Origin of the sequence: Gracilibacillus oryzae (genome assembly GCF_009498735.1) — a bacterium.
GTDB classification, from domain to species: domain Bacteria; phylum Bacillota; class Bacilli; order Bacillales; family Amphibacillaceae; genus Gracilibacillus; species Gracilibacillus oryzae.
The window spans coordinates 26,206-44,265 of the sequence record NZ_ML762424.1 but is presented as its reverse complement, the minus strand read 5'-3'; the positions used below and the strand labels follow the sequence as shown (position 1 = coordinate 44,265).

Annotated in this window: 19 protein-coding genes; 16 read left to right on the top strand and 3 right to left on the bottom strand. The window is 39.2% G+C overall.

Going from position 1 to position 18,060, the window contains the following annotated elements:
- Positions 1–1,349: MDR family MFS transporter (locus tag F9U64_RS00220; protein ID WP_228275531.1), on the bottom strand; the 1,349-nt coding region annotated here is incomplete at its 3' end.
- 278 nt (positions 1,350–1,627) lie between these two features.
- Between F9U64_RS00220 and F9U64_RS00215 the strand changes: the two genes are divergently transcribed.
- Positions 1,628–1,954, top strand: coding sequence for a helix-turn-helix domain-containing protein (locus tag F9U64_RS00215; RefSeq protein ID WP_153400768.1), 327 nt, complete (start codon positions 1,628–1,630; stop codon positions 1,952–1,954).
- 1,107 nt (positions 1,955–3,061) lie between these two features.
- Positions 3,062–3,211, top strand: coding sequence for a hypothetical protein (locus F9U64_RS00210; protein ID WP_153400767.1), 150 nt, complete (start codon positions 3,062–3,064; stop codon positions 3,209–3,211).
- Positions 3,212–3,410: 199 nt separating this feature from the next.
- On the opposite strand, the gene F9U64_RS00205 is transcribed toward F9U64_RS00210, so the two are convergent.
- Positions 3,411–4,052 (bottom strand): YigZ family protein, encoded by a 642-nt coding sequence (locus F9U64_RS00205; RefSeq protein ID WP_153400766.1) that lies wholly within the window; start codon positions 4,050–4,052, stop codon positions 3,411–3,413.
- A gap of 155 nt (positions 4,053–4,207) precedes the next feature.
- On the opposite strand from F9U64_RS00205, the gene F9U64_RS00200 reads away from it, so the two are divergent.
- The 3 genes from F9U64_RS00200 to F9U64_RS00190 all read left to right on the top strand — a co-directional run bounded on the left by F9U64_RS00200 (position 4,208) and on the right by F9U64_RS00190 (position 7,671).
- Positions 4,208–5,338 carry a sensor histidine kinase gene (locus F9U64_RS00200; protein ID WP_153400765.1) on the top strand — a complete coding sequence of 377 codons (1,131 nt, stop codon included), beginning with the start codon at positions 4,208–4,210 and terminating at the stop codon, positions 5,336–5,338.
- A gap of 109 nt (positions 5,339–5,447) precedes the next feature.
- On the top strand, positions 5,448–6,149 hold the full coding sequence (locus F9U64_RS00195; RefSeq protein WP_153400764.1) for a response regulator transcription factor: 702 nt from the start codon (positions 5,448–5,450) through the stop codon (positions 6,147–6,149).
- A gap of 679 nt (positions 6,150–6,828) precedes the next feature.
- Positions 6,829–7,671: a DegV family protein gene (locus tag F9U64_RS00190; RefSeq protein WP_153400763.1), complete on the top strand. Its 843-nt coding sequence runs from the start codon at positions 6,829–6,831 to the stop codon at positions 7,669–7,671.
- 133 nt (positions 7,672–7,804) lie between these two features.
- Here the strand turns inward: F9U64_RS00190 and F9U64_RS23325 are convergent, their stop codons facing one another.
- Complete coding sequence (locus F9U64_RS23325; protein ID WP_266095236.1) at positions 7,805–7,927, bottom strand: hypothetical protein; 123 nt, start codon at positions 7,925–7,927, stop codon at positions 7,805–7,807.
- Positions 7,928–7,987: 60 nt separating this feature from the next.
- Here F9U64_RS23325 and F9U64_RS00185 point away from each other — a divergent pair, with 60 nt between their 5' ends.
- From F9U64_RS00185 to F9U64_RS23450, 11 genes are all read left to right on the top strand, one after another.
- Complete coding sequence (locus F9U64_RS00185; RefSeq protein WP_323125806.1) at positions 7,988–9,076, top strand: ATP-dependent helicase ComFA; 1,089 nt, start codon at positions 7,988–7,990, stop codon at positions 9,074–9,076.
- Positions 9,073–9,759, top strand: coding sequence for a ComF family protein (locus tag F9U64_RS00180; protein ID WP_153400761.1), 687 nt, complete (start codon positions 9,073–9,075; stop codon positions 9,757–9,759). The genes F9U64_RS00185 and F9U64_RS00180 overlap by 4 nt, the downstream gene beginning before the upstream one ends.
- Positions 9,760–9,834: 75 nt before the next feature.
- Positions 9,835–10,254, top strand: a complete 420-nt coding sequence (locus tag F9U64_RS00175) for a TIGR03826 family flagellar region protein (protein WP_153400760.1) — start codon at positions 9,835–9,837, stop codon at positions 10,252–10,254.
- A gap of 137 nt (positions 10,255–10,391) precedes the next feature.
- On the top strand, positions 10,392–10,643 hold the full coding sequence (gene flgM / locus F9U64_RS00170) for a flagellar biosynthesis anti-sigma factor FlgM (RefSeq protein WP_153400759.1): 252 nt from the start codon (positions 10,392–10,394) through the stop codon (positions 10,641–10,643).
- A 21-nt stretch (positions 10,644–10,664) separates the two neighbouring features.
- Positions 10,665–11,159 (top strand): flagellar protein FlgN, encoded by a 495-nt coding sequence (locus F9U64_RS00165; protein ID WP_153400758.1) that lies wholly within the window; start codon positions 10,665–10,667, stop codon positions 11,157–11,159.
- Between the two features lie 24 nt (positions 11,160–11,183).
- Positions 11,184–12,938, top strand: a complete 1,755-nt coding sequence (gene flgK, locus F9U64_RS00160; RefSeq protein ID WP_153400757.1) for a flagellar hook-associated protein FlgK — start codon at positions 11,184–11,186, stop codon at positions 12,936–12,938.
- Between the two features lie 9 nt (positions 12,939–12,947).
- Positions 12,948–13,865, top strand: coding sequence for a flagellar hook-associated protein FlgL (gene flgL, locus F9U64_RS00155; protein WP_153400756.1), 918 nt, complete (start codon positions 12,948–12,950; stop codon positions 13,863–13,865).
- Between the two features lie 214 nt (positions 13,866–14,079).
- On the top strand, positions 14,080–14,670 hold the full coding sequence (locus F9U64_RS00150; RefSeq protein WP_153400755.1) for a DUF6470 family protein: 591 nt from the start codon (positions 14,080–14,082) through the stop codon (positions 14,668–14,670).
- Between the two features lie 12 nt (positions 14,671–14,682).
- The gene (fliW, locus tag F9U64_RS00145) at positions 14,683–15,129 is read left to right on the top strand and encodes a flagellar assembly protein FliW (RefSeq protein ID WP_153400754.1); all 447 of its coding nucleotides are present in this window, start codon (positions 14,683–14,685) and stop codon (positions 15,127–15,129) included.
- A 1-nt stretch (position 15,130) separates the two neighbouring features.
- Complete coding sequence (gene csrA, locus F9U64_RS00140) at positions 15,131–15,361, top strand: carbon storage regulator CsrA (RefSeq protein WP_153400753.1); 231 nt, start codon at positions 15,131–15,133, stop codon at positions 15,359–15,361.
- Positions 15,362–15,489: 128 nt separating this feature from the next.
- Positions 15,490–18,015, top strand: coding sequence for a flagellin N-terminal helical domain-containing protein (locus F9U64_RS23450; protein WP_153400752.1), 2,526 nt, complete (start codon positions 15,490–15,492; stop codon positions 18,013–18,015).
- Positions 18,016–18,060 lie beyond the last annotated feature (45 nt).

The window sequence follows — 18,060 nt, the reverse complement described above, 5'->3', positions numbered from 1 at the left end:
TCATCTGCAGGCATTGTCTGACGCATCGACTCATCAAGCAATATTTCCGTATTGCTGATATCTACATTGACTTCTTTACCCTGAAAATAGCTTTGCATCTGCTGATTCATTAATCCACCAAGAAAGGAAGCACCAACAGCACTGCCGATAATCCGCATAAACATATTTAACGAAGTTGCAGCACCGCGAACGCTCCAGTCTACATGATTCTGGATAGCGACAATGAAGGTTGTGCTTGTCAGTCCCATTCCGACACCAACAACAAATGAACTTATCGCTGCATAGACCGGCCCTTTACTTGGATCAAGGATAGAAAAAAGGAAAGTCCCGATTAATAAAGCAGTTCCACCTAATAAAGCAGTTGCCCGAAAGCCGATTTTCAAAACCAAATGACCGGCAACAGTAGCAAAGATGGGCCATCCAATCGACATCGTGCTTAAAGCAAATCCTGCGACAATAGCCGTTTGCTCCATAACACCTTGAACATATGTAGGAAGAAAGCTCGAGAGCCCTAATATAATCATTCCGGAAAGTAATGTAGCAAGATTGGCAACAATAATTAATCTGTCTTTCCATAAAAATAATGGCATCATTGGCGAAACAGCTTTCGTCTCCTGCCAGATAAAAAGAACCATACAGACGATAAATAAAAGCAGCAGTGACAATGATTCAAAGGAAAGCCATTCCCAGACTGTTCCTGCCTGGACAAATACACTGATTAATGCCGAAATTCCAATCAGAAATAAAGCAGAACCAGCATAATCAATTGATTTTTTCTCTTTACTTACTTCTTCATGGAAGAAGCGGTATACCCCGATAATTCCAAAAATTCCGAGCGGGATGTTCATCCAGAATATCCATGCCCAGTCAACAAACTGGACAATTACTCCACCGAGAAGTGGTCCGATTACTGACGAAATGCCCCATACACTGGCTAGGTAGCCTTGTACCTTGGCGCGCTCCTTCATCGTATACATGTCCCCGACAATGGTAGTGACAATTGGCTGGATCGCACCGGCACCGATTCCCTGAATCAGTCTGAAAACAACAAGTGCTGCCATCGATTCTGCTAATCCACAAAGAATGGAGCCGATAAGAAAGATCATTACACCGAACATAAAAACTGGTTTCCGGCCGAATAAATCAGCTAACTTACCATAGATCATTGTTGTAATGGCTTGCATTAACAGGAAACTGGAAAAAACCCAGCTGTATAATGTAAACCCGCCTAAATCCGCAACAATATTAGGCATGGCAGTAGCAACAATGGTTCCTTCGATAGCTGCCATGAACATGGAAAGAACGAGTGCAATTAATACAAGCGGCCGATTCGTTTGCTTATCTGACATATTTTTTCTCCCTTTAGTTACTAATAAAATATATTGTATCAAAATAATGGAAGAGAATCACATGATAATTTACTTACAGTGTATGCAGGACAAAAACGGACTATTTAATCATTCTGCATTGAGAACTTATATAGTAATAATTAACTATTTTTTCCTCTGAACCGCCCATTTGATCACGGTTTCTTCTTAATTTCGACAAAAAATACAACTTTATATAGAACGATTATTCCTGGATATGCTATAATAAAGGACGTAAATAGAAAAGTAGGTGAATAGTGATGATTGGTCAAAAGATACAGGAACTAAGAAAAAACAAAAGAATGTCACTTTCTGAAGTGGCAGAACAAGCTGGTGTAGCAAAATCATATTTAAGTTCAATTGAACGAGGAATCCAATCCAATCCTAGTATTCAATTTATGGAAAAAATAGGGAAAGTGTTAGGCGTAACAGTAAATGAACTATTATTAAGTCAGGATGACCAGGCTATTCGTGCCCAGCTTGATGAAGACTGGCTGAAATTAGCAGAAGAGGCGATGCGCTCTGGCATCAGTAAGAAAGAATTTCAGGAATTTGTTGAATTTAGCAAATGGAAAAAGAGCCATTAAAACATGCAGGTTTAATGGTGTCAGCTACTAGGTAGAGTGCCTGACTTTTTTCTTATACGTTAGGAAAGCATTCCTGCAACGACGCTTTGATCGACGAAGTAGAAATTCTGAAGTTCCACGTATAAGAAAAACTAATCCATTCGATAAAAGACGAGCGAATGCGATTTTTACTTATGTATGAGAAAGTATCATATCATTAAAGTGATGAAACCTCCAAGCAAGAACCCGACAACCACATCCAGAGGATAACGATGTCCCGCAAACACTCTCGAAACAAGACAAAGCAATGACGATTGTTACAACTTTTACTCAAGGACTAAGCCTAGTGCTTACCATGACAAAAGTGAATACTCCTTTGATTAACGCTTGATAACTAGGAAACGCTGGTGATTCGGCCTTCTCAACAAGTATTTGTATATCATCTTCCATAAATGGTCTTGGCCGATTGATCCATATTATTGATAATCGATTAACACTAAGTGCAGTATTAAATTGACTTCCCCAAATAGCCCTCTGATTCTCGTTTGCTTAATAAGAAACAGTAATGAAAAGAATATATCTATAAGATGAAAACGATAACATATCTTGATCAATAACAGGATTTTTACCGAACGTCCCATGAACAATACGAAAAACGGCTCAATAAACTTTCGGTAAATTCTTGAGTACAGTGCTAATCGTCTGTAATTCCCCGCCTCTAGATTCAATATAATTCGAGGAAAGCAGGTGGGGAATACACCCCCCAATTGACTAAAGTCTTATATAATAAAGTTTGTGAAAAGACATAATTTTTTTTTGCTTTTTTTTGTACAATATTGTAAGCTAGAAAATGATGTGAATAACCAAAACTTGACAATAATGCCTGAATATATAGAATCAGTCGGATTGGATAATGAGGGGTAGTATGAAGTGTCACAACTTAATCTAGCAGACCTCTCTTACATACTAATGCTGACTTTTTCTTTACCTCACATCAGCTGGTCAGATGGCATAAGTTTCATTCACCGGACTTACCAGCTTTTCTGCAATTCTATGAAACAGACATAAAAACACGAATGACGACGAAATACATATGATATAGAAGATGGATACAAAAGAGGTGAAGATTTGTCGGAGCAGGAGATATACCGCAATATTTTAGAAAAAATGTTAAATCAAACAGAAAGTAAACAAATTAATAATTCGGAAGATTTTATTAAAATTTTATCGAAAGAAATAAGGCAATCGAATCTATTACCTGCAAAAGATAATAGATAACTGTATTCCAACCTGTTATTTCCCGGGGAATAGTAAGTGTTCAAACAGGGGATGAGAGGAACGGCATTGCAACCGGGTAAAGGATGCTTCAGTTGCCATGCCGATACTGCTGCTCCCTGTTTTCGCGGCGGCAGAGCCTTCTCTGCCAGTCATTTTATCGCAGACGCTAAGTTCGCTAACACTGAACAAAGGATCCTTTCTAAGGATTAGGAACGTCGATCTCTACATATTTCGAATCACCTTGCATGATCTGTGCTGTCCCGCTGGTAATATCAATGATCCAGTTTTTAAATGGCTCTTCTTCCCCGCTGTTTACATATATTTGAAGTGTCACTTGATCTAAATAATCAATTTGATCCAGAAGATAGTCTGTCTGTCGTACTTCGTTTTCCAATTTGCCTAATAATGTGTAATCTATTGTTACGAGAAACTGGTTCATTTTCTTTCGTTCTACAACACCTGTCGTATTAATTGCTAATGACGTTGTACCTGCATATGCACGAATAAGCCCGCCAGCACCAAGTTTAATTCCGCCAAAATATCGTGTAACAACAACGGCAGTGTCTTTTAACTGTCTTTTTTTTAGGACTTCCAGAATAGGAACACCGGCTGTTCCGCTTGGTTCACCATCATCATTCGCTTTCTGGATCTGATCATTATCACCGATCATATAGGCAGAACAGTTATGTGTCGCATCAGCATGTTTCTTTTTTATTTCCTGGATAAATTGCTGGGCAGCTTCTTCTGTTTCCACCCGTTTCACATAACCAATAAATCGGGATTTCTGAATGATTTGTTCATCAGATCCTTCTAATTTAACAGTATAATATTGATCAAGCATTCTATTCCCCTCCTGGGTATTATTTGTATATTTCTTCAGATTAGGTGTAAAATCAATACATAGAAAATTTTAAAAAATAAAATGCGAAAAGGCCCCCACAAATAGTACTAAGCATTTCGAAATATGTCATTGAAACTAGGTGGTGAGAGGTAAAAATGTTGGAAACAAGTGACCGTGATTTAGATTATATTATACATGAAATGATAGATACAGTAAAAAACAGTAAAGATGAAGTTTTTCATATTGCAGAAGAATCCCGGAAAGAATATGAGCGAATCAGTAAAGAACTGGATGATTTAAAGGAAAAAGTCATTATTGTGATTGAAGAAGGCGATCAGCTCGAGAAAAAATCAAAACTGGCAAGAAATAAATTATCCATCGTCAGCAAGAATTTCTCTGTCTATTCAGAAGATTCGATCAGAGAAGCATATGATAACGCACACCAGATGCAATCAGATTTTATTGTAAAACGTGATAAGGAAAAAGCGCTAAGAGAAAGGCGCGATGATCTTGAAAGAAGATTAAAGTCGATTGAAGTAATGGTCGAACGTGCGGAAGGGTTAATGGGGAAAATCTCCATCGTCCTTAATTACTTAAGTGAAGATTTCATGCAGATATCCAATTTGCTTCAGGATGCACAAGAAAAGCAGGCATTTGGTTTGCAGATTATTGAGGCACAGGAAGAAGAAAGAAGAAAACTGTCACGCGAGATGCATGACGGACCTGCCCAAATGTTAGCGAATATCCTGCTGCGATCAGAAATTGTGGACAGAACGTACCGCAAAGGGGACACAGAAACTGCCTTAAAAGAAATGCAAAGTGTCCGGACACTGATCCGTTCCTCTCTTCAGGAGGTAAGACGGATTATCTACGACTTACGCCCAATGGCACTTGATGACTTGGGATTAGTACCAACAATAAAAAAATATATTGCGACACTGGAAGATCAACATCCGAATATTCATTTCCAATACCGGTCACATCAGGAAAGACTGCCGAGTCAATATGAGGTAGCATTATTCCGGTTAATTCAGGAGTCCATTCAAAATGCAATTAAGCATGCCGAAGCAGAGCGGATTGACGTCATCCTGGAGATTAGAAAAGAACAGGTAATGGCTGTTATCCGCGATAATGGGGTCGGCTTTGACTGTGAAAACAGAAAAGAGAAATCTTTCGGCATCATCGGAATGAATGAGCGACTGGATATGTTAGGTGGAGAATTAAAGATTGATACAAAAGTAGGGGAAGGTACGAAGATATTCATCCAAATCCCTCTGACAGCTTAAAATTCCACAATTCTAAGAGAATGTGTATAATAATAGAGATTAGCAAACTTTCAGACATAATTAACTTTACGGTATAGATGAAAGAAGAAATTTGAGGAGGACTTACTATATGACAACAAATATTATACTAATCGATGACCACAAATTATTCCGAGAGGGAGTTAAACGAATCCTTGAGTTAGAATCAGAGTTTAACGTTCTGGCTGAAGGTGACGATGGCTCAATGGCAATTGAACTAGTAAAAAAACACAAACCTGACGTAGTATTAATGGATATAAACATGCCAAGTGTCAATGGAGTGGAAGCAACTTCTGAATTGCTGAACACCTACCCTGGTGTCAAAGTTATCATTCTTTCGATTCATGATGATGAGAACTATGTCACACATGCTTTAAAATCAGGTGCCCAAGGTTATCTGTTAAAAGAAATGGATTCTGATGCACTGATTGAAGCAATTACAGTAGTCAGCGAAGGCGGTTCTTACCTTCATCCGAAAGTAACCCACAATCTTGTCAAAGAATATCGCCGTCTAATTTCCGAAGAGGATGCATTATACGGATCAGACAATACATTGTCCAAATTGAAGAAAATCGATCACCGCAAACCACTTCACCTTCTTACAAGAAGAGAGTGCCAGGTGCTTCAGCTGCTTGCAGAAGGAAAAAGCAACAAAGGTATTTCCGAATCATTATACATTAGTGAAAAAACAGTGAAGAACCATGTGAGCAGTATTCTGCAGAAAATGAAAGTAAAAGACCGTACCCAGGCAGTCGTTATCGCAATCAAAAAAGGCTGGGTCGAAATATTATAATAGTAAAAATAGCTCTAGCGTTAGAGCTATTTTTTTATTGGGGAGGATTTTTGCAGGCGAATTGAGCAGAAGGTGGAGGGGCATGATGGGAAAATGGTTCAACCTATCAAAAGTCAGTGTGAGTAGAGGAGTTTTGATAGGAAAACTGGTTTAACCTAACAAAAGTCGGCTGGAGTAGAAGAGTTATGATAGGAAAACCGCTTCAACCTATCAAAAGTCAGCGTGAGTAGAGGAGTTATGATAGGAAAACCGCTTCAACCTATCAAAAGTCGGGTGGAGTAGAAGAGTTATGATAGGAAGACAGCTTCAACCTATCAAAAGTCAAAAGAAGAAAAAGAGTTATGATAGGAAAAAATCAAAGTGAACGAAAATCGTTTGAACAGTAAAATGAAGAAGTCGAGATCAACTTCAAACGATTCCCCGCCCGATAGAAACCATAATATAATTCACCAATTGTAACTTTTTACTAGGCATATACCAGATTGTTAGGTAAAATAAAGTGAGACTTTGATCAGTGGGAGTTTTTTGTATCCCTCACTGATTATTAGCGTAACATATCAGGATGCTTAGCTTCTGTTTATCCTCCATTTAATATTTTCGTGAATCTTGAATTGGTGGTATTACAGACGATTGGCGCTGTGATAAAAGTCAAGAAATTTAACAGGAAGGAATCGATTAGATGAAGGTCGCAATTGTTACAGATAGTACTTCATACATACCTGAACAAATAAGAGATGAACATAATATTCATATGGTGCCATTAAGTGTCGTATTCGGTGATAGTACATACCGTGAAGAAATCGACATAACATCAGAAGAATTCTATCAAAAAGTAAAATCAGTTGATCAGCTGCCTAAAACATCCCAGCCATCGATTGGTGTCATTATAGAAACATTGGAACAGCTATCCAAAGAATATGATCAGGCCATTTTTATCACACTATCCAGCGGGATAAGTGGTACATACCAGACAACCGTTACAGCAAAAGAGATGCTGGGAAATATTGAATTGTTCCCATACGATTCCGAACTAAGCTGCATTCCACAGGGATTTTATGTTTTGGAAGCAGCCAAGTTAGCCAAAGAAGGCCAAGATGCTCAAACGATTATCAAACGTCTTAATGAAATCAAACAATCGATGAGAGCCTATTTTATGGTGGCAGATCTATCTCACTTACATCGCGGCGGCAGGCTGAATGGAGCGCAAGCTATTATCGGAAGCATGCTTCAAGTCAAACCAATCCTGCACTTTGAGGATACGAAGATCGTTCCGTTTGAAAAAATCCGAACAGAAAAGAAAGCAATGAAGCGCATCTATCAGCTTTTCGATGAGGATGCAAGTACAGGTAAAGCCATTCAGGCAACCATTATTCATGCCAACAGAGAAGCAGATGCCAACAAAATTAAACAGGAATTAGAAGCACAATATCCAAATGTCGAAGTAACCGTCAGCTATTTCGGTCCGGTTATCGGCACACACCTGGGCGAAGGCGCACTAGGCCTCGGCTGGTATATCGTATAATCAGCAGCGAGATCCCTTCTCGCTGCTCCTATAATAAAGGAGGAATCACTTCACAATGAACCCCAAATCCCTCAAAGGAAAACTTCTGCTTCGAAATGAAATCAACTTATCAGACGAATCAATCCAACAATTATTACAATCCAATCAACTCACAACAATCCCAGCCATCACCAAACATACCTTCCATTACCAATGCAATCGCTGTATGACAACCAAACGCGAACACTTTGCCATGATCCCATGCGCCCGCTGCCATACGACACATCCTTACTGCCGCAATTGCCTCCGAACAGGCAGAGTCCTTTTTTGTGAAAAATTGTACCTTTGGGCAGGACATGACGCAGCCTGGCCGGAACAACTGAATCCCTGTCACTGGGAGGGATCACTGACAAGACATCAGCTGCAAGCAGCCGAAGCGATTCAAAAGGCTGCCACGCTCACAGGACAAGAACTGCTAATCTGGGCTGTCTGCGGCGCCGGTAAAACAGAAATGCTGTTCCCTGGCATCACCACAGCAATTAAAGAAGGAAAAAGCATATGCCTTGCTACACCACGAGCAGATGTTGTCCGCGAGTTATATCCACGCTTCCAAGAGGCTTTTCCCAATACCGAAATCGAAGCACTTTATGGCGGCACAGAAGAGCGAACAGGAACAGGCCAGCTAGTGATTGCCACAACACACCAGCTGATCCGCTATCATCAGGCGTTTGACCTTATGATTATTGACGAGCTTGACGCCTTCCCATACCACACTGATAAAGACCTTCACAAATTATCTCAGCGAGCAAAAAAGTCACATGCAACCACCATCTATCTCACTGCAACTCCCCGGAAAAAAGAACAAAGGAGAATCGAAGCGAATCAGCTTCCTGTAATATTTGTGCCAATCCGATTTCATGGCCATCCACTGCCAGTGCCTAAGCTCCAGCTTGATATTAGTCTCCAAAAAAAGCTTAAGCAGTCCAAACTGCCAGAAAGTATTACGACATTTATACAAAGCAGAGCACCAAAGCGTCAATTCTTGCTTTTTGTTCCAACAGTGGAAATGCTGCCACAGATGGAGGAGATGCTAAAAGGATTTTCGCTGACATTTACGACAGTACATGCGGAAGATCCGGAGCGGAAGGAGAAAGTCAATGCCTACAGAAATCAGGAGTATGATTTGTTGATCACGACGACAATTCTGGAGCGTGGGGTAACCTTTCCTTCGATTGATGTGGTGATTCTGGATGCTGGGCATGAGGTGTTTGATGAAGCGGCGATTGTGCAGATTGCCGGGAGGGCTGGGAGAAGTCCGCAAGATCCAACAGGGGAAGTGCTGCTGATTCATCAGGGCAAGACAAATGCAATTGTCAATGCAGTCAGGCAAATAAAACAAATGAATGAGAAGGGGAGCAAATTATGAAAGAATGCTATGCCTGCCAGAAAGGAATTCAACTTGATATAACTTGGTCGAACTTTTTGCTGCCACCTGTGGAGAGATTTTTGTGTGAGGAATGTGAAGAGAAGCTGGAGTTGATTGGTGAGGGGATTTGTGAGAAGTGTGGCAGGAAAATGGAGGCGGGTGACTTGTGTTCTGATTGTGTGACTTGGGACAAAGATGTCACATATGGGAAAGTGTTATCGAAGAATCGTGCTGTCTTTACATACACTCCATTTATGCAGGAGTTGGTCGCAATGTGGAAGTTCCGAGGTGATTATCAGATGATCGAAGTTTTTCGACCATCTATCGAAAAAGTGTTCAGAAGACATTTTCCAAAAGGGAAGGCGAAAATTGTCCCGATTCCGTTAACAGAGGAAAGATTGTATGAGCGGGCATTTAATCAGGCGGAGGCAATTGCGCAATTATTGGAATTACCGATTGAAAATGCTTTAGCAAGAAAAGCGGCCAGTTCGGAAAAACAATCAAAAAAGACCAGGAAAGAGCGGATTCAATCAGAAAATCCCTTTATTTTGACAAAATCACTAAACAGTCCTGTCATTTTGGTCGATGATATATATACAACCGGAATGACAATCCATCATGCAGCAAAGTTATTAAAAGATGACGGTTGTTCACAAGTTGACAGTTTTACACTGATTCGATAGATAGAACTTAACGTAATAGAATGATAATGGTATAATTTCAACAAGGAAGATTGATGACTAAAGGAGACAGGCAATATGGCAGAAATCGCAAATTGTGAACGATGTGATAAGTTATTCGCAAAAGTCACGCGACCAATATGTGCAGAGTGTGTGAAAGAAGAAGAAAAGAAATATGAAATCGTCTATAAATTTTTGAAAGTCCGTGAAAACAGACAGGCAACGATTCCGGAAATCGTGGAAGGAACAGGTGTGGAACATGATCTGATTTTACATTTTGTAAAAGAGAAACGATTGCGCCAATCGCAATTCCCTAATCTGACGTATCCATGTGAACGCTGTGGGAAACAAATAAGTAAAGGGAAAATATGTGACTCTTGTGTTGGGGAATTTCAATCAGATCTACACCAGCTTGATCAGGAGAACCAAGTAAAACAGCGGAATTTAGAGGAAGAACAAAACAAAGCAAAAACTTACTTTACACGTATTAATAAATAAGCCTCCTTTCTTAAAGGCAGGCCTCATTTTTCTTCTCCTTCCATCCTCTAACCTGAAAAATATATTAAACATTTAAAAAGAACAGCCGATAATAATAATAAGAAACTATGTGCTCGGAAAGAAAGAGGTGAAAGGTCATGAAAATCAATGGACCCAATCAGTCGAAAATTAATGCCTATCACAATCAAAAATATACTCCAAAGCAAGAGGCAAAACAAACACAAAAAGCATCAGACCAATTAGAAATCAGCAGTAAAGCGAAAGAGATGCAATCTAAAGACAGCCGCCAAAGCTATGTAAATGAAATTAAACAACAAGTAGAAAAAGGCGAGTACAAACCAGACTTGCAGCAAACAGCCAAGAAGTTAATGAATTTCTGGAAAGCTTAAACTAAAGGGGCAGACTACCAAATGTCAGTTCAAACAATTATTCAATTTTTAGAAAAAATGACCGAATTACATGCAAGTTTACTGAATCTATCCAAACAGAAAACAGAAGTGCTCAAAGAAGGCAAAACAGATGCATTACGAGCACTTTTAAATAAAGAACAAAGACATGTGCAGGCAATTAATCAAATCGAACAAAAGCGAATTGATGCAGTTGCAAGCTGGGCGAAAGAAAAAGGGGTAGATCCGAACATAACGGTATCTTCGATCATAGAAGAACATGCTACTGGTGATGAGCAAAAAGCATTGGAAGCTGTTACATTAAAATTGGCAGAACTCTTAATGGAATTACGTCGTCAGGAAGACTTAAACCGTCAGCTTACGACACAGTCACTGCAATTTGTTCAGTTATCATTAGATATGGTGCAGCCATCACTAAAGAATTTCAACTATGGCAACCAATCAGGTCAGACACAGCAGCAGCGGCCGAAACGTTCGGTATTTGATTCGAAAGCATAAAGGGTTAGAGCAGGAGGAAAAGAAATGGGTTCAACTTTTAACGGGTTAGAGGTAGCCAAGCGTGCACTGCATGCACAGCAATCGGCTTTATATACAACAGGGCATAATATTGCCAATGCGAATACAGAAGGGTATACGAGACAGCGGGTAAACTTTGTTCAGTCATCACCATATCCGCCGGCAACTAGAAACCGTCCAGAGATTCCCGGGCAGGTTGGATCTGGGGTAGAAGCTGGATCGATTGAGCGTATTCGTGACAGTTTTATTGATAAGCAGTATCGTCAGGAGAATACGAAGGTCGGTTTTTATGAAGCAAGGGCAGATATGTTAGGAAAGCTTGAGACTATTTTAAATGAGCCGACAGACCAAGGTTTATCTCAAACAATGGATTTATTTTGGCAATCATTACAGGATTTAGCGGTTAACCCGGAAGATTCCGGTGCCCGTTCTGTAGTAAAAGAACGTGGAGTGGCAGTTGCAGAAGCTTTTCAATATATTGAAGGTTCATTACAGCAAGTGCGTAACAACTTAAAAGGTGAAATTGGAGTTGACAACACAGCAGTAAACTCACTAATTGATCAGATCAATCAATTAAACGGTCAAATCTCTAAAATCGAGCCGCATGGTTATGTGCCAAATGATCTGTATGATGAAAGAGACCGGTTGATTGATGAATTATCTGCCTATGTTGATATAAAAGTGGATTACAGAAAAAGCTCGGGACAGCCTAGTCCAATAGCACAGGGAATTGCGACAATTACGTTGAATGCAGACACTACTATTCAGAACTCTAAAGATGCTGAAGGTAATGAAGCACCGATTGTTTTAGTTAACGGCAGTGAAGATGTTGTTCTAGGTGAAGATGAGGCAGTCAATCATTTATTCTTTGACTTTAATGATTCTAATAATTTGCAAGGAGTATTTTTTGCACAGCCAGATTCCTCAAAATCGGTTGAAGATCAAGTGGAAGATTTGGTTGCTTCATTAGATGTTGAAGGTAATGAAGCCACATTCATTTATGGAGATGATTTTAATGTCCCAGGTAAATTACAGTCGTTGATTGATGGAGCTGGATACATGGAAGGTTTTGATTATGATAATCCGGACGCAGCAGGAACATCTGCAGGAAAAATAAATGAAATCTTAGATGAATTAGATGTAATGGTTGTTAACTTTGTTGAGGAGTTTAATGCTGTTCATAATGAAGGGTACAGTCTTGATGGTGATACAGGGGTAGATTTCTTTGAAGTTGATCCTGCAACTGGTGATGGAAGAACAGCGGCATCCATTAGTGTGAACCAGGATATTTTAGATGATCCTGATCTAATAGCTGCTGGTATCGGTGAAACAGACGAAGACGGAAATATTAGCGGATCGTCTGGAAATGGAGAGAACGCCATAAATCTAGCAAATGTATACACAAAGCTAGCAGAGGATTTTAATATTTACAGCGATGATACGGCTGATTTAGAAACTACTTATGGTATCTCGGAAGATGCGGAACTAGATGGAAAAACATCGATCAAAAGTTTCTTTGAATCAATAGTCGGCGAATTGGGTGTTATCTCACAAGAGTCACAAAGGATGCAAGGTAACTCAGAAATCTTAAAACAACAAGTATTGGAATCACGCCAGGCGATCAGTTCCGTATCACTGGATGAAGAAATGACAAACTTGATTCAATACCAACATGCGTATAATGCGGCAGCCCGAAATATGACAGTTGTCGATGAAATGCTTGATCGAATTATTAATAATATGGGCTTAGTAGGGAGGTAAGTAATCTAAATGCGTGTAACACAAAGTATGCTGACAAACAATATGCTGCGTAATTTAAGCAGCAGTTATAACAGTTTAGGAAAGTATATGGATCAATTATCAACAGGGAAGAAAATTAATCGACCATCAGATGATCCAGTAGTAGCAATGAAAGGGATGGACTACAGGACTCAGGTAAACCAATTAGAGCAGTATGAACGTAATATGGGCGAAGTACATAATTGGTTAGATAACACCGATTCGGCTTTAGATAAAACCCAAAAAGCATTAGTACGTCTCAGGGAATTAGCTGTACAAGGCGCAAATGGTACCTATGAAGAAGGCCAGCGCGGAAACATTGCTTCAGAGGTTAAACAGTTAAGAGAACATTTAACGGAAATTGCAAATACGAAAGTAAATAATAAATATATTTTCAGTGGAACAAAAACCACGGGTGCAGATGGTGAAAAGCCATTTAAAGTAGAAGGCGGCTATGAAGATTCCGGTGAATTTTCCTACAGTTTTGATGGAAATAATAATGATGTGAAAATAGAGGTTTCCAGTGGATCTGTTATCACTGTCAACACAAAAGCAGATCAAGTATTTAATGAGGACTTCTTCAAAGATTTAACTGAATTTGCTCAGAAGCTGGAAGATCCTGATGTGGAAGATGATGAAATATCAGCTTTTATTACAAAAATTGATACACATATTGACAACAATGTTAACGCAAGAGCAGACCTTGGTGCAAGACAAAACAGGGTTGAATTAATAGAAAACCGTGTACAAGAACAGACCGTTGCAGCAAAGGCAATGATGTCTGAAAATGAAGATGCTGATATAGAAGAAGTTATTATGAACCTGACCTCACAAGAGGCAGTCCATCGAGCTGCTTTAAGTGCAGGTGCTCGTATTATCCAGCCAACTTTATTAGACTTTTTAAGATAAAGTGAGACTTTGATCAGTGGGGTGTGTTGGGGTCCCACTGATCATTAGCGAAACTTATCAGGATGCTTAACGTCTGTTTATCCCCAACTTATTTTCTTCGTGCAACTTGAAACTTGACTTGGGGATATTACAGACGATTAGCGCAGTGATAAAACCAAAAGCCTTACCTTTATATAAAAAAGGTGAGGCTTTTTAACAAGAAGGAGGTTTTATTATGCAATTACCTCAAATTCGAATTCAATCACAAAATGCTATGATTGGACTCAGGACGAATAATGCTCAATTAACGATTGACGCGGCACCTGCCAAACAAACGATTAAACAGCCACAGGCAGATCTGAAAATATCGACAAAACCAGGAAAACTAACTATTGATCAATCGAAAGCATTAGCGGATGTCGGAATTATCTCAACAGAACAATCTGTCAGTAAGATGGCAAATGAAGCAATGCAAACAGCAGTCGAAGGGTCTAAGAAAAAACGGCGACAAGGTGATATGTTAATGAAGATTGAAAATGGGGGAAATCCTTTATCACAAGTGGCAAAACAAAATGGAGAAAGACCAATGAAGCAATTTAATATTGGCTGGATTCCATCAGGGGATGCGGTCAAGTTCCATTATGAGCAAGCAGAGGTAGACATTGAGGCAAGAGCGAATAAACCGCAAATAGATGTACAACCTACTGAAAATAAATTCGATTACCAGCGTGGCGGTGTTGACGTATATCTTGAACAGAAAAACTGGATTGAAATCAATTTTATGAATGTTAAGTTTGTCGGTAATAATTTTGAAATGGAAATATAAGAGGGGTAGTATATGCGAATCGAAACAAAATATTTTGGCGAAGTTGAAGTGAATGAGGCAGAGATTATAACATTTCCTCAAGGTATTCCTGGCTTTCAGGAGGAAAAAGAATTTATATTACAAAGCTTTGAAGAAGGCGGTCTATTTCAGATTCTCCAATCGACCGCTAATATAGATCCAGCCTTTGTTGTGGTTGATCCTTTTTTATTTGTCCAAGATTATGAATTTAAACTGGATGATGCTACCATGAAACAATTGCAAATAAAGCAAAAAGAAGATGTAAGAGTATTAGCAATCGTTACAGTAAAAGAACCACTAACAAAAAGTACTGCCAACTTACAAGCTCCAGTAGTGATGAACCATAGCAATAAATATGCCAAACAATTAATCTCACTAAAATCAAACTATAAAACGAGGGAAGCAATTTTCCAACAAACCTCTACCAAAGAGGAGGAATGACATGTTAGTCCTTACTAGAAAATTTAATGAAACAATTAAAATAGGTGATGAAATAGAAGTAACTGTTCTGGAAATTGAGGGTGAGCAAATTAAGCTTGGCATCTCTGCACCAAAGGATATTGATATTCACCGACAGGAAGTTTATCAAGCAATTCAACAGGAAAATAACGAAGCAGCAAACCTTTCGCAGAATTTATTCAATTTATTGAAAAAAGATTATAAAAATGACTAAACATAATGAACTATATGTCGATAATACTATTAGAAGCTGATGAGAGTGACTGACGGCCGCTTTCACTTTCGTTGGTGGATACCACAAGGATGTGGAAATAACATATATCTCAAGGAGGAAATATACTTATGATTATCAACAATAATATTCCAGCGTTGAATACTTATCGTCAGATGGGAATCAACCAACAAGCAAACTCAAACTCAATGGAGAAATTATCTTCAGGTCTACGTATTAACAAAGCTGGGGACGATGCTGCAGGTCTAGCGATTTCTGAGAAGATGCGTGCGCAAGTTCGTGGTTTAGACCAAGCAAATCGTAACTCACAAGATGGTATCTCTATGATCCAAACTGCTGAGGGTGCATTACAAGAAACTCAAAACATCCTACAACGTATGCGTGAGCTTGCTACACAATCAGCAAACGATACAAACGTAGATGTTGACCGTGAAGAAATTCAAAAGGAAATGAACCAGTTAACTTCTGAAATCAACCGTATCGGTAACACAACTGAATTCAATACCCAGAAGCTACTTAATGGTGGTGGAGAAGTAAAAGAAATTGAAATGAACACATTACAAGAAGGAGCAGCTGCTGGTGCATTTAAAGGTGGTACTGAGTTAACAGCTGTAGCTGCTGAAGCTCCAGTTTGGGATTCAGGTGCTTTAACGCAATTGACTAACGGGGATAGTGGTACTTTCTCATTTAATGGGGTTGAGGTTACTATAAATGCATCAGATATTGATGGTGCAAGTACTGCCCATACTATTGATGGTGATGGAGCGATAACATTAACAGTTGACACTTCCGCTGCTGGTGATGGAGATACTGCAGCTAAACAAGCAACGGCTTTAATTGCAGCAATGAATGATTACAAGAATAATCACAATGGTGGAGAGAATGAACTTAAAGGATTAACTATCGGTGGAGATAACAATGGTATCACTTTTAATGGAACTACATCAATGGGAGATTCGTTAAATAGTAATGGTGGTATTACTGTTTCCGGTGACGTTACTGTGGCACAAACTGGTGCAGCTTCTGTTGATACTGCAGGTATTACTGAGGTAACTGAAGGTTCATCTTCAATTCCTATTACTGCATCAACAGCTAGTACTGCAGCGGTTGCAGCTACATGGGATTCTGGTAACGTTGATCAAATAACAGATGGTGAGTCTGGTACTATCTCTTTCGCAGGAGTTACAATTTCTGTTACAGGTACAAATAATGGTTCTGAAGGTGTTACAGGTACAAATCAAGTTGGAACAAATTTAGTTATTGATTCAGCTTCCACAACTTCAGCAGATGACCAAGCTAAGTTAATTGTCGATGCATTTAACGCAGTAAAAGCGGAACAAGGTGATAGTGGTTCCCTTGCAAATTTTTCTTTCTCATCTGATTCCAGTGGTAATATTACAATTACTGGAACTAAAGAAGATGGAGCAAGTAACAATTCATTTGAATTGACTTCTACAGGGGATGTTCAATCAGGTTCTTCTGCAATTGATAAATCTACAACCACTGAGGGTGTAACTGAAGTTAGAGGCGAGTATAATCTTGAACTTTCAACAGCGTTTGAAAAAGCAGGAGCTACACTTAATATCGGTGGTAGCACATTTACTGCAGTTGATGGAAATGCAGATGCTTCAAAAGGTGAATTCAATATTGGTTCTAGTGAAGAAGAGCAGGCTATTAGTTTAGCTGCAGCGATTAATGCTGATTCATCATTAAATGATCGTTTTGATGCAACAACTGAAGGAGGAAAAATTACCCTTCGTGAAAAAGAAATGCAAGCAACAGGAGCTGCATTGACGAATGGTCTTGTTGTAGGACCTACTAACGATGCAACTCAAGGCAAATTCTCATTTAATGTAGATAGTTCTGTTGAAGTAGGTGGCAAATATTCTGTTGAAGGTGTAAATATTGAAGTAACTGATGATGCTGATCACAAAGGATTAGCTGACGGTACAGCGGTATTATTCTCATCAGATAAAACACAACAAGCTACTAATTTAGCAAATGCGATTGCAGCTAATGAAACACTAAGCCAAAAGTATGATGTTTCAGCTTCTGCAGATCGTATTACACTAGAACAAAAAGCTGGAAAAGAGACAATGGAAGACGCTGAAGCTACATCTAGTTCAAACAAAGAAGACAACTTCCAAGCAAGCTTCCAAGTTGGTGCTAACACTAATCAAAGCATGACAATTGAAATCAATGACATGCGTGCTCAAGCACTAAAAGTTAGTGGTGATGAAACTGGTACTGTAACTGCTAAGAATGGTGCTGAAGCTTCATATGTTAAAACATCTAACGTAACTGATGGAACAAATAATCAAAATGTTGAGTTTGCATTGGATGTATCTTCACATGACAAAGCATCTGCTGCAATCAGCGTAATTAATGATGCTATTGAAACAATTTCATCTCAACGTTCTAACCTTGGTGCATTCCAAAACCGTTTAGAGCATACAATTTCTAACTTAGGAAATGCATCTGAGAACTTATCAGCTGCAGAATCACGTATCCGTGACGTTGATATGGCGAAAGAAATGATGGAAATGACTCGTACAAACATCCTTTCTCAAGCATCTCAATCGATGCTAGCTCAGGCTAACCAAAAGCCACAAGCAGTATTACAATTACTTGGATAATATTTTTATTCAGATTAAGAGGGGCTCTAGCTTATGCTGGAGTCT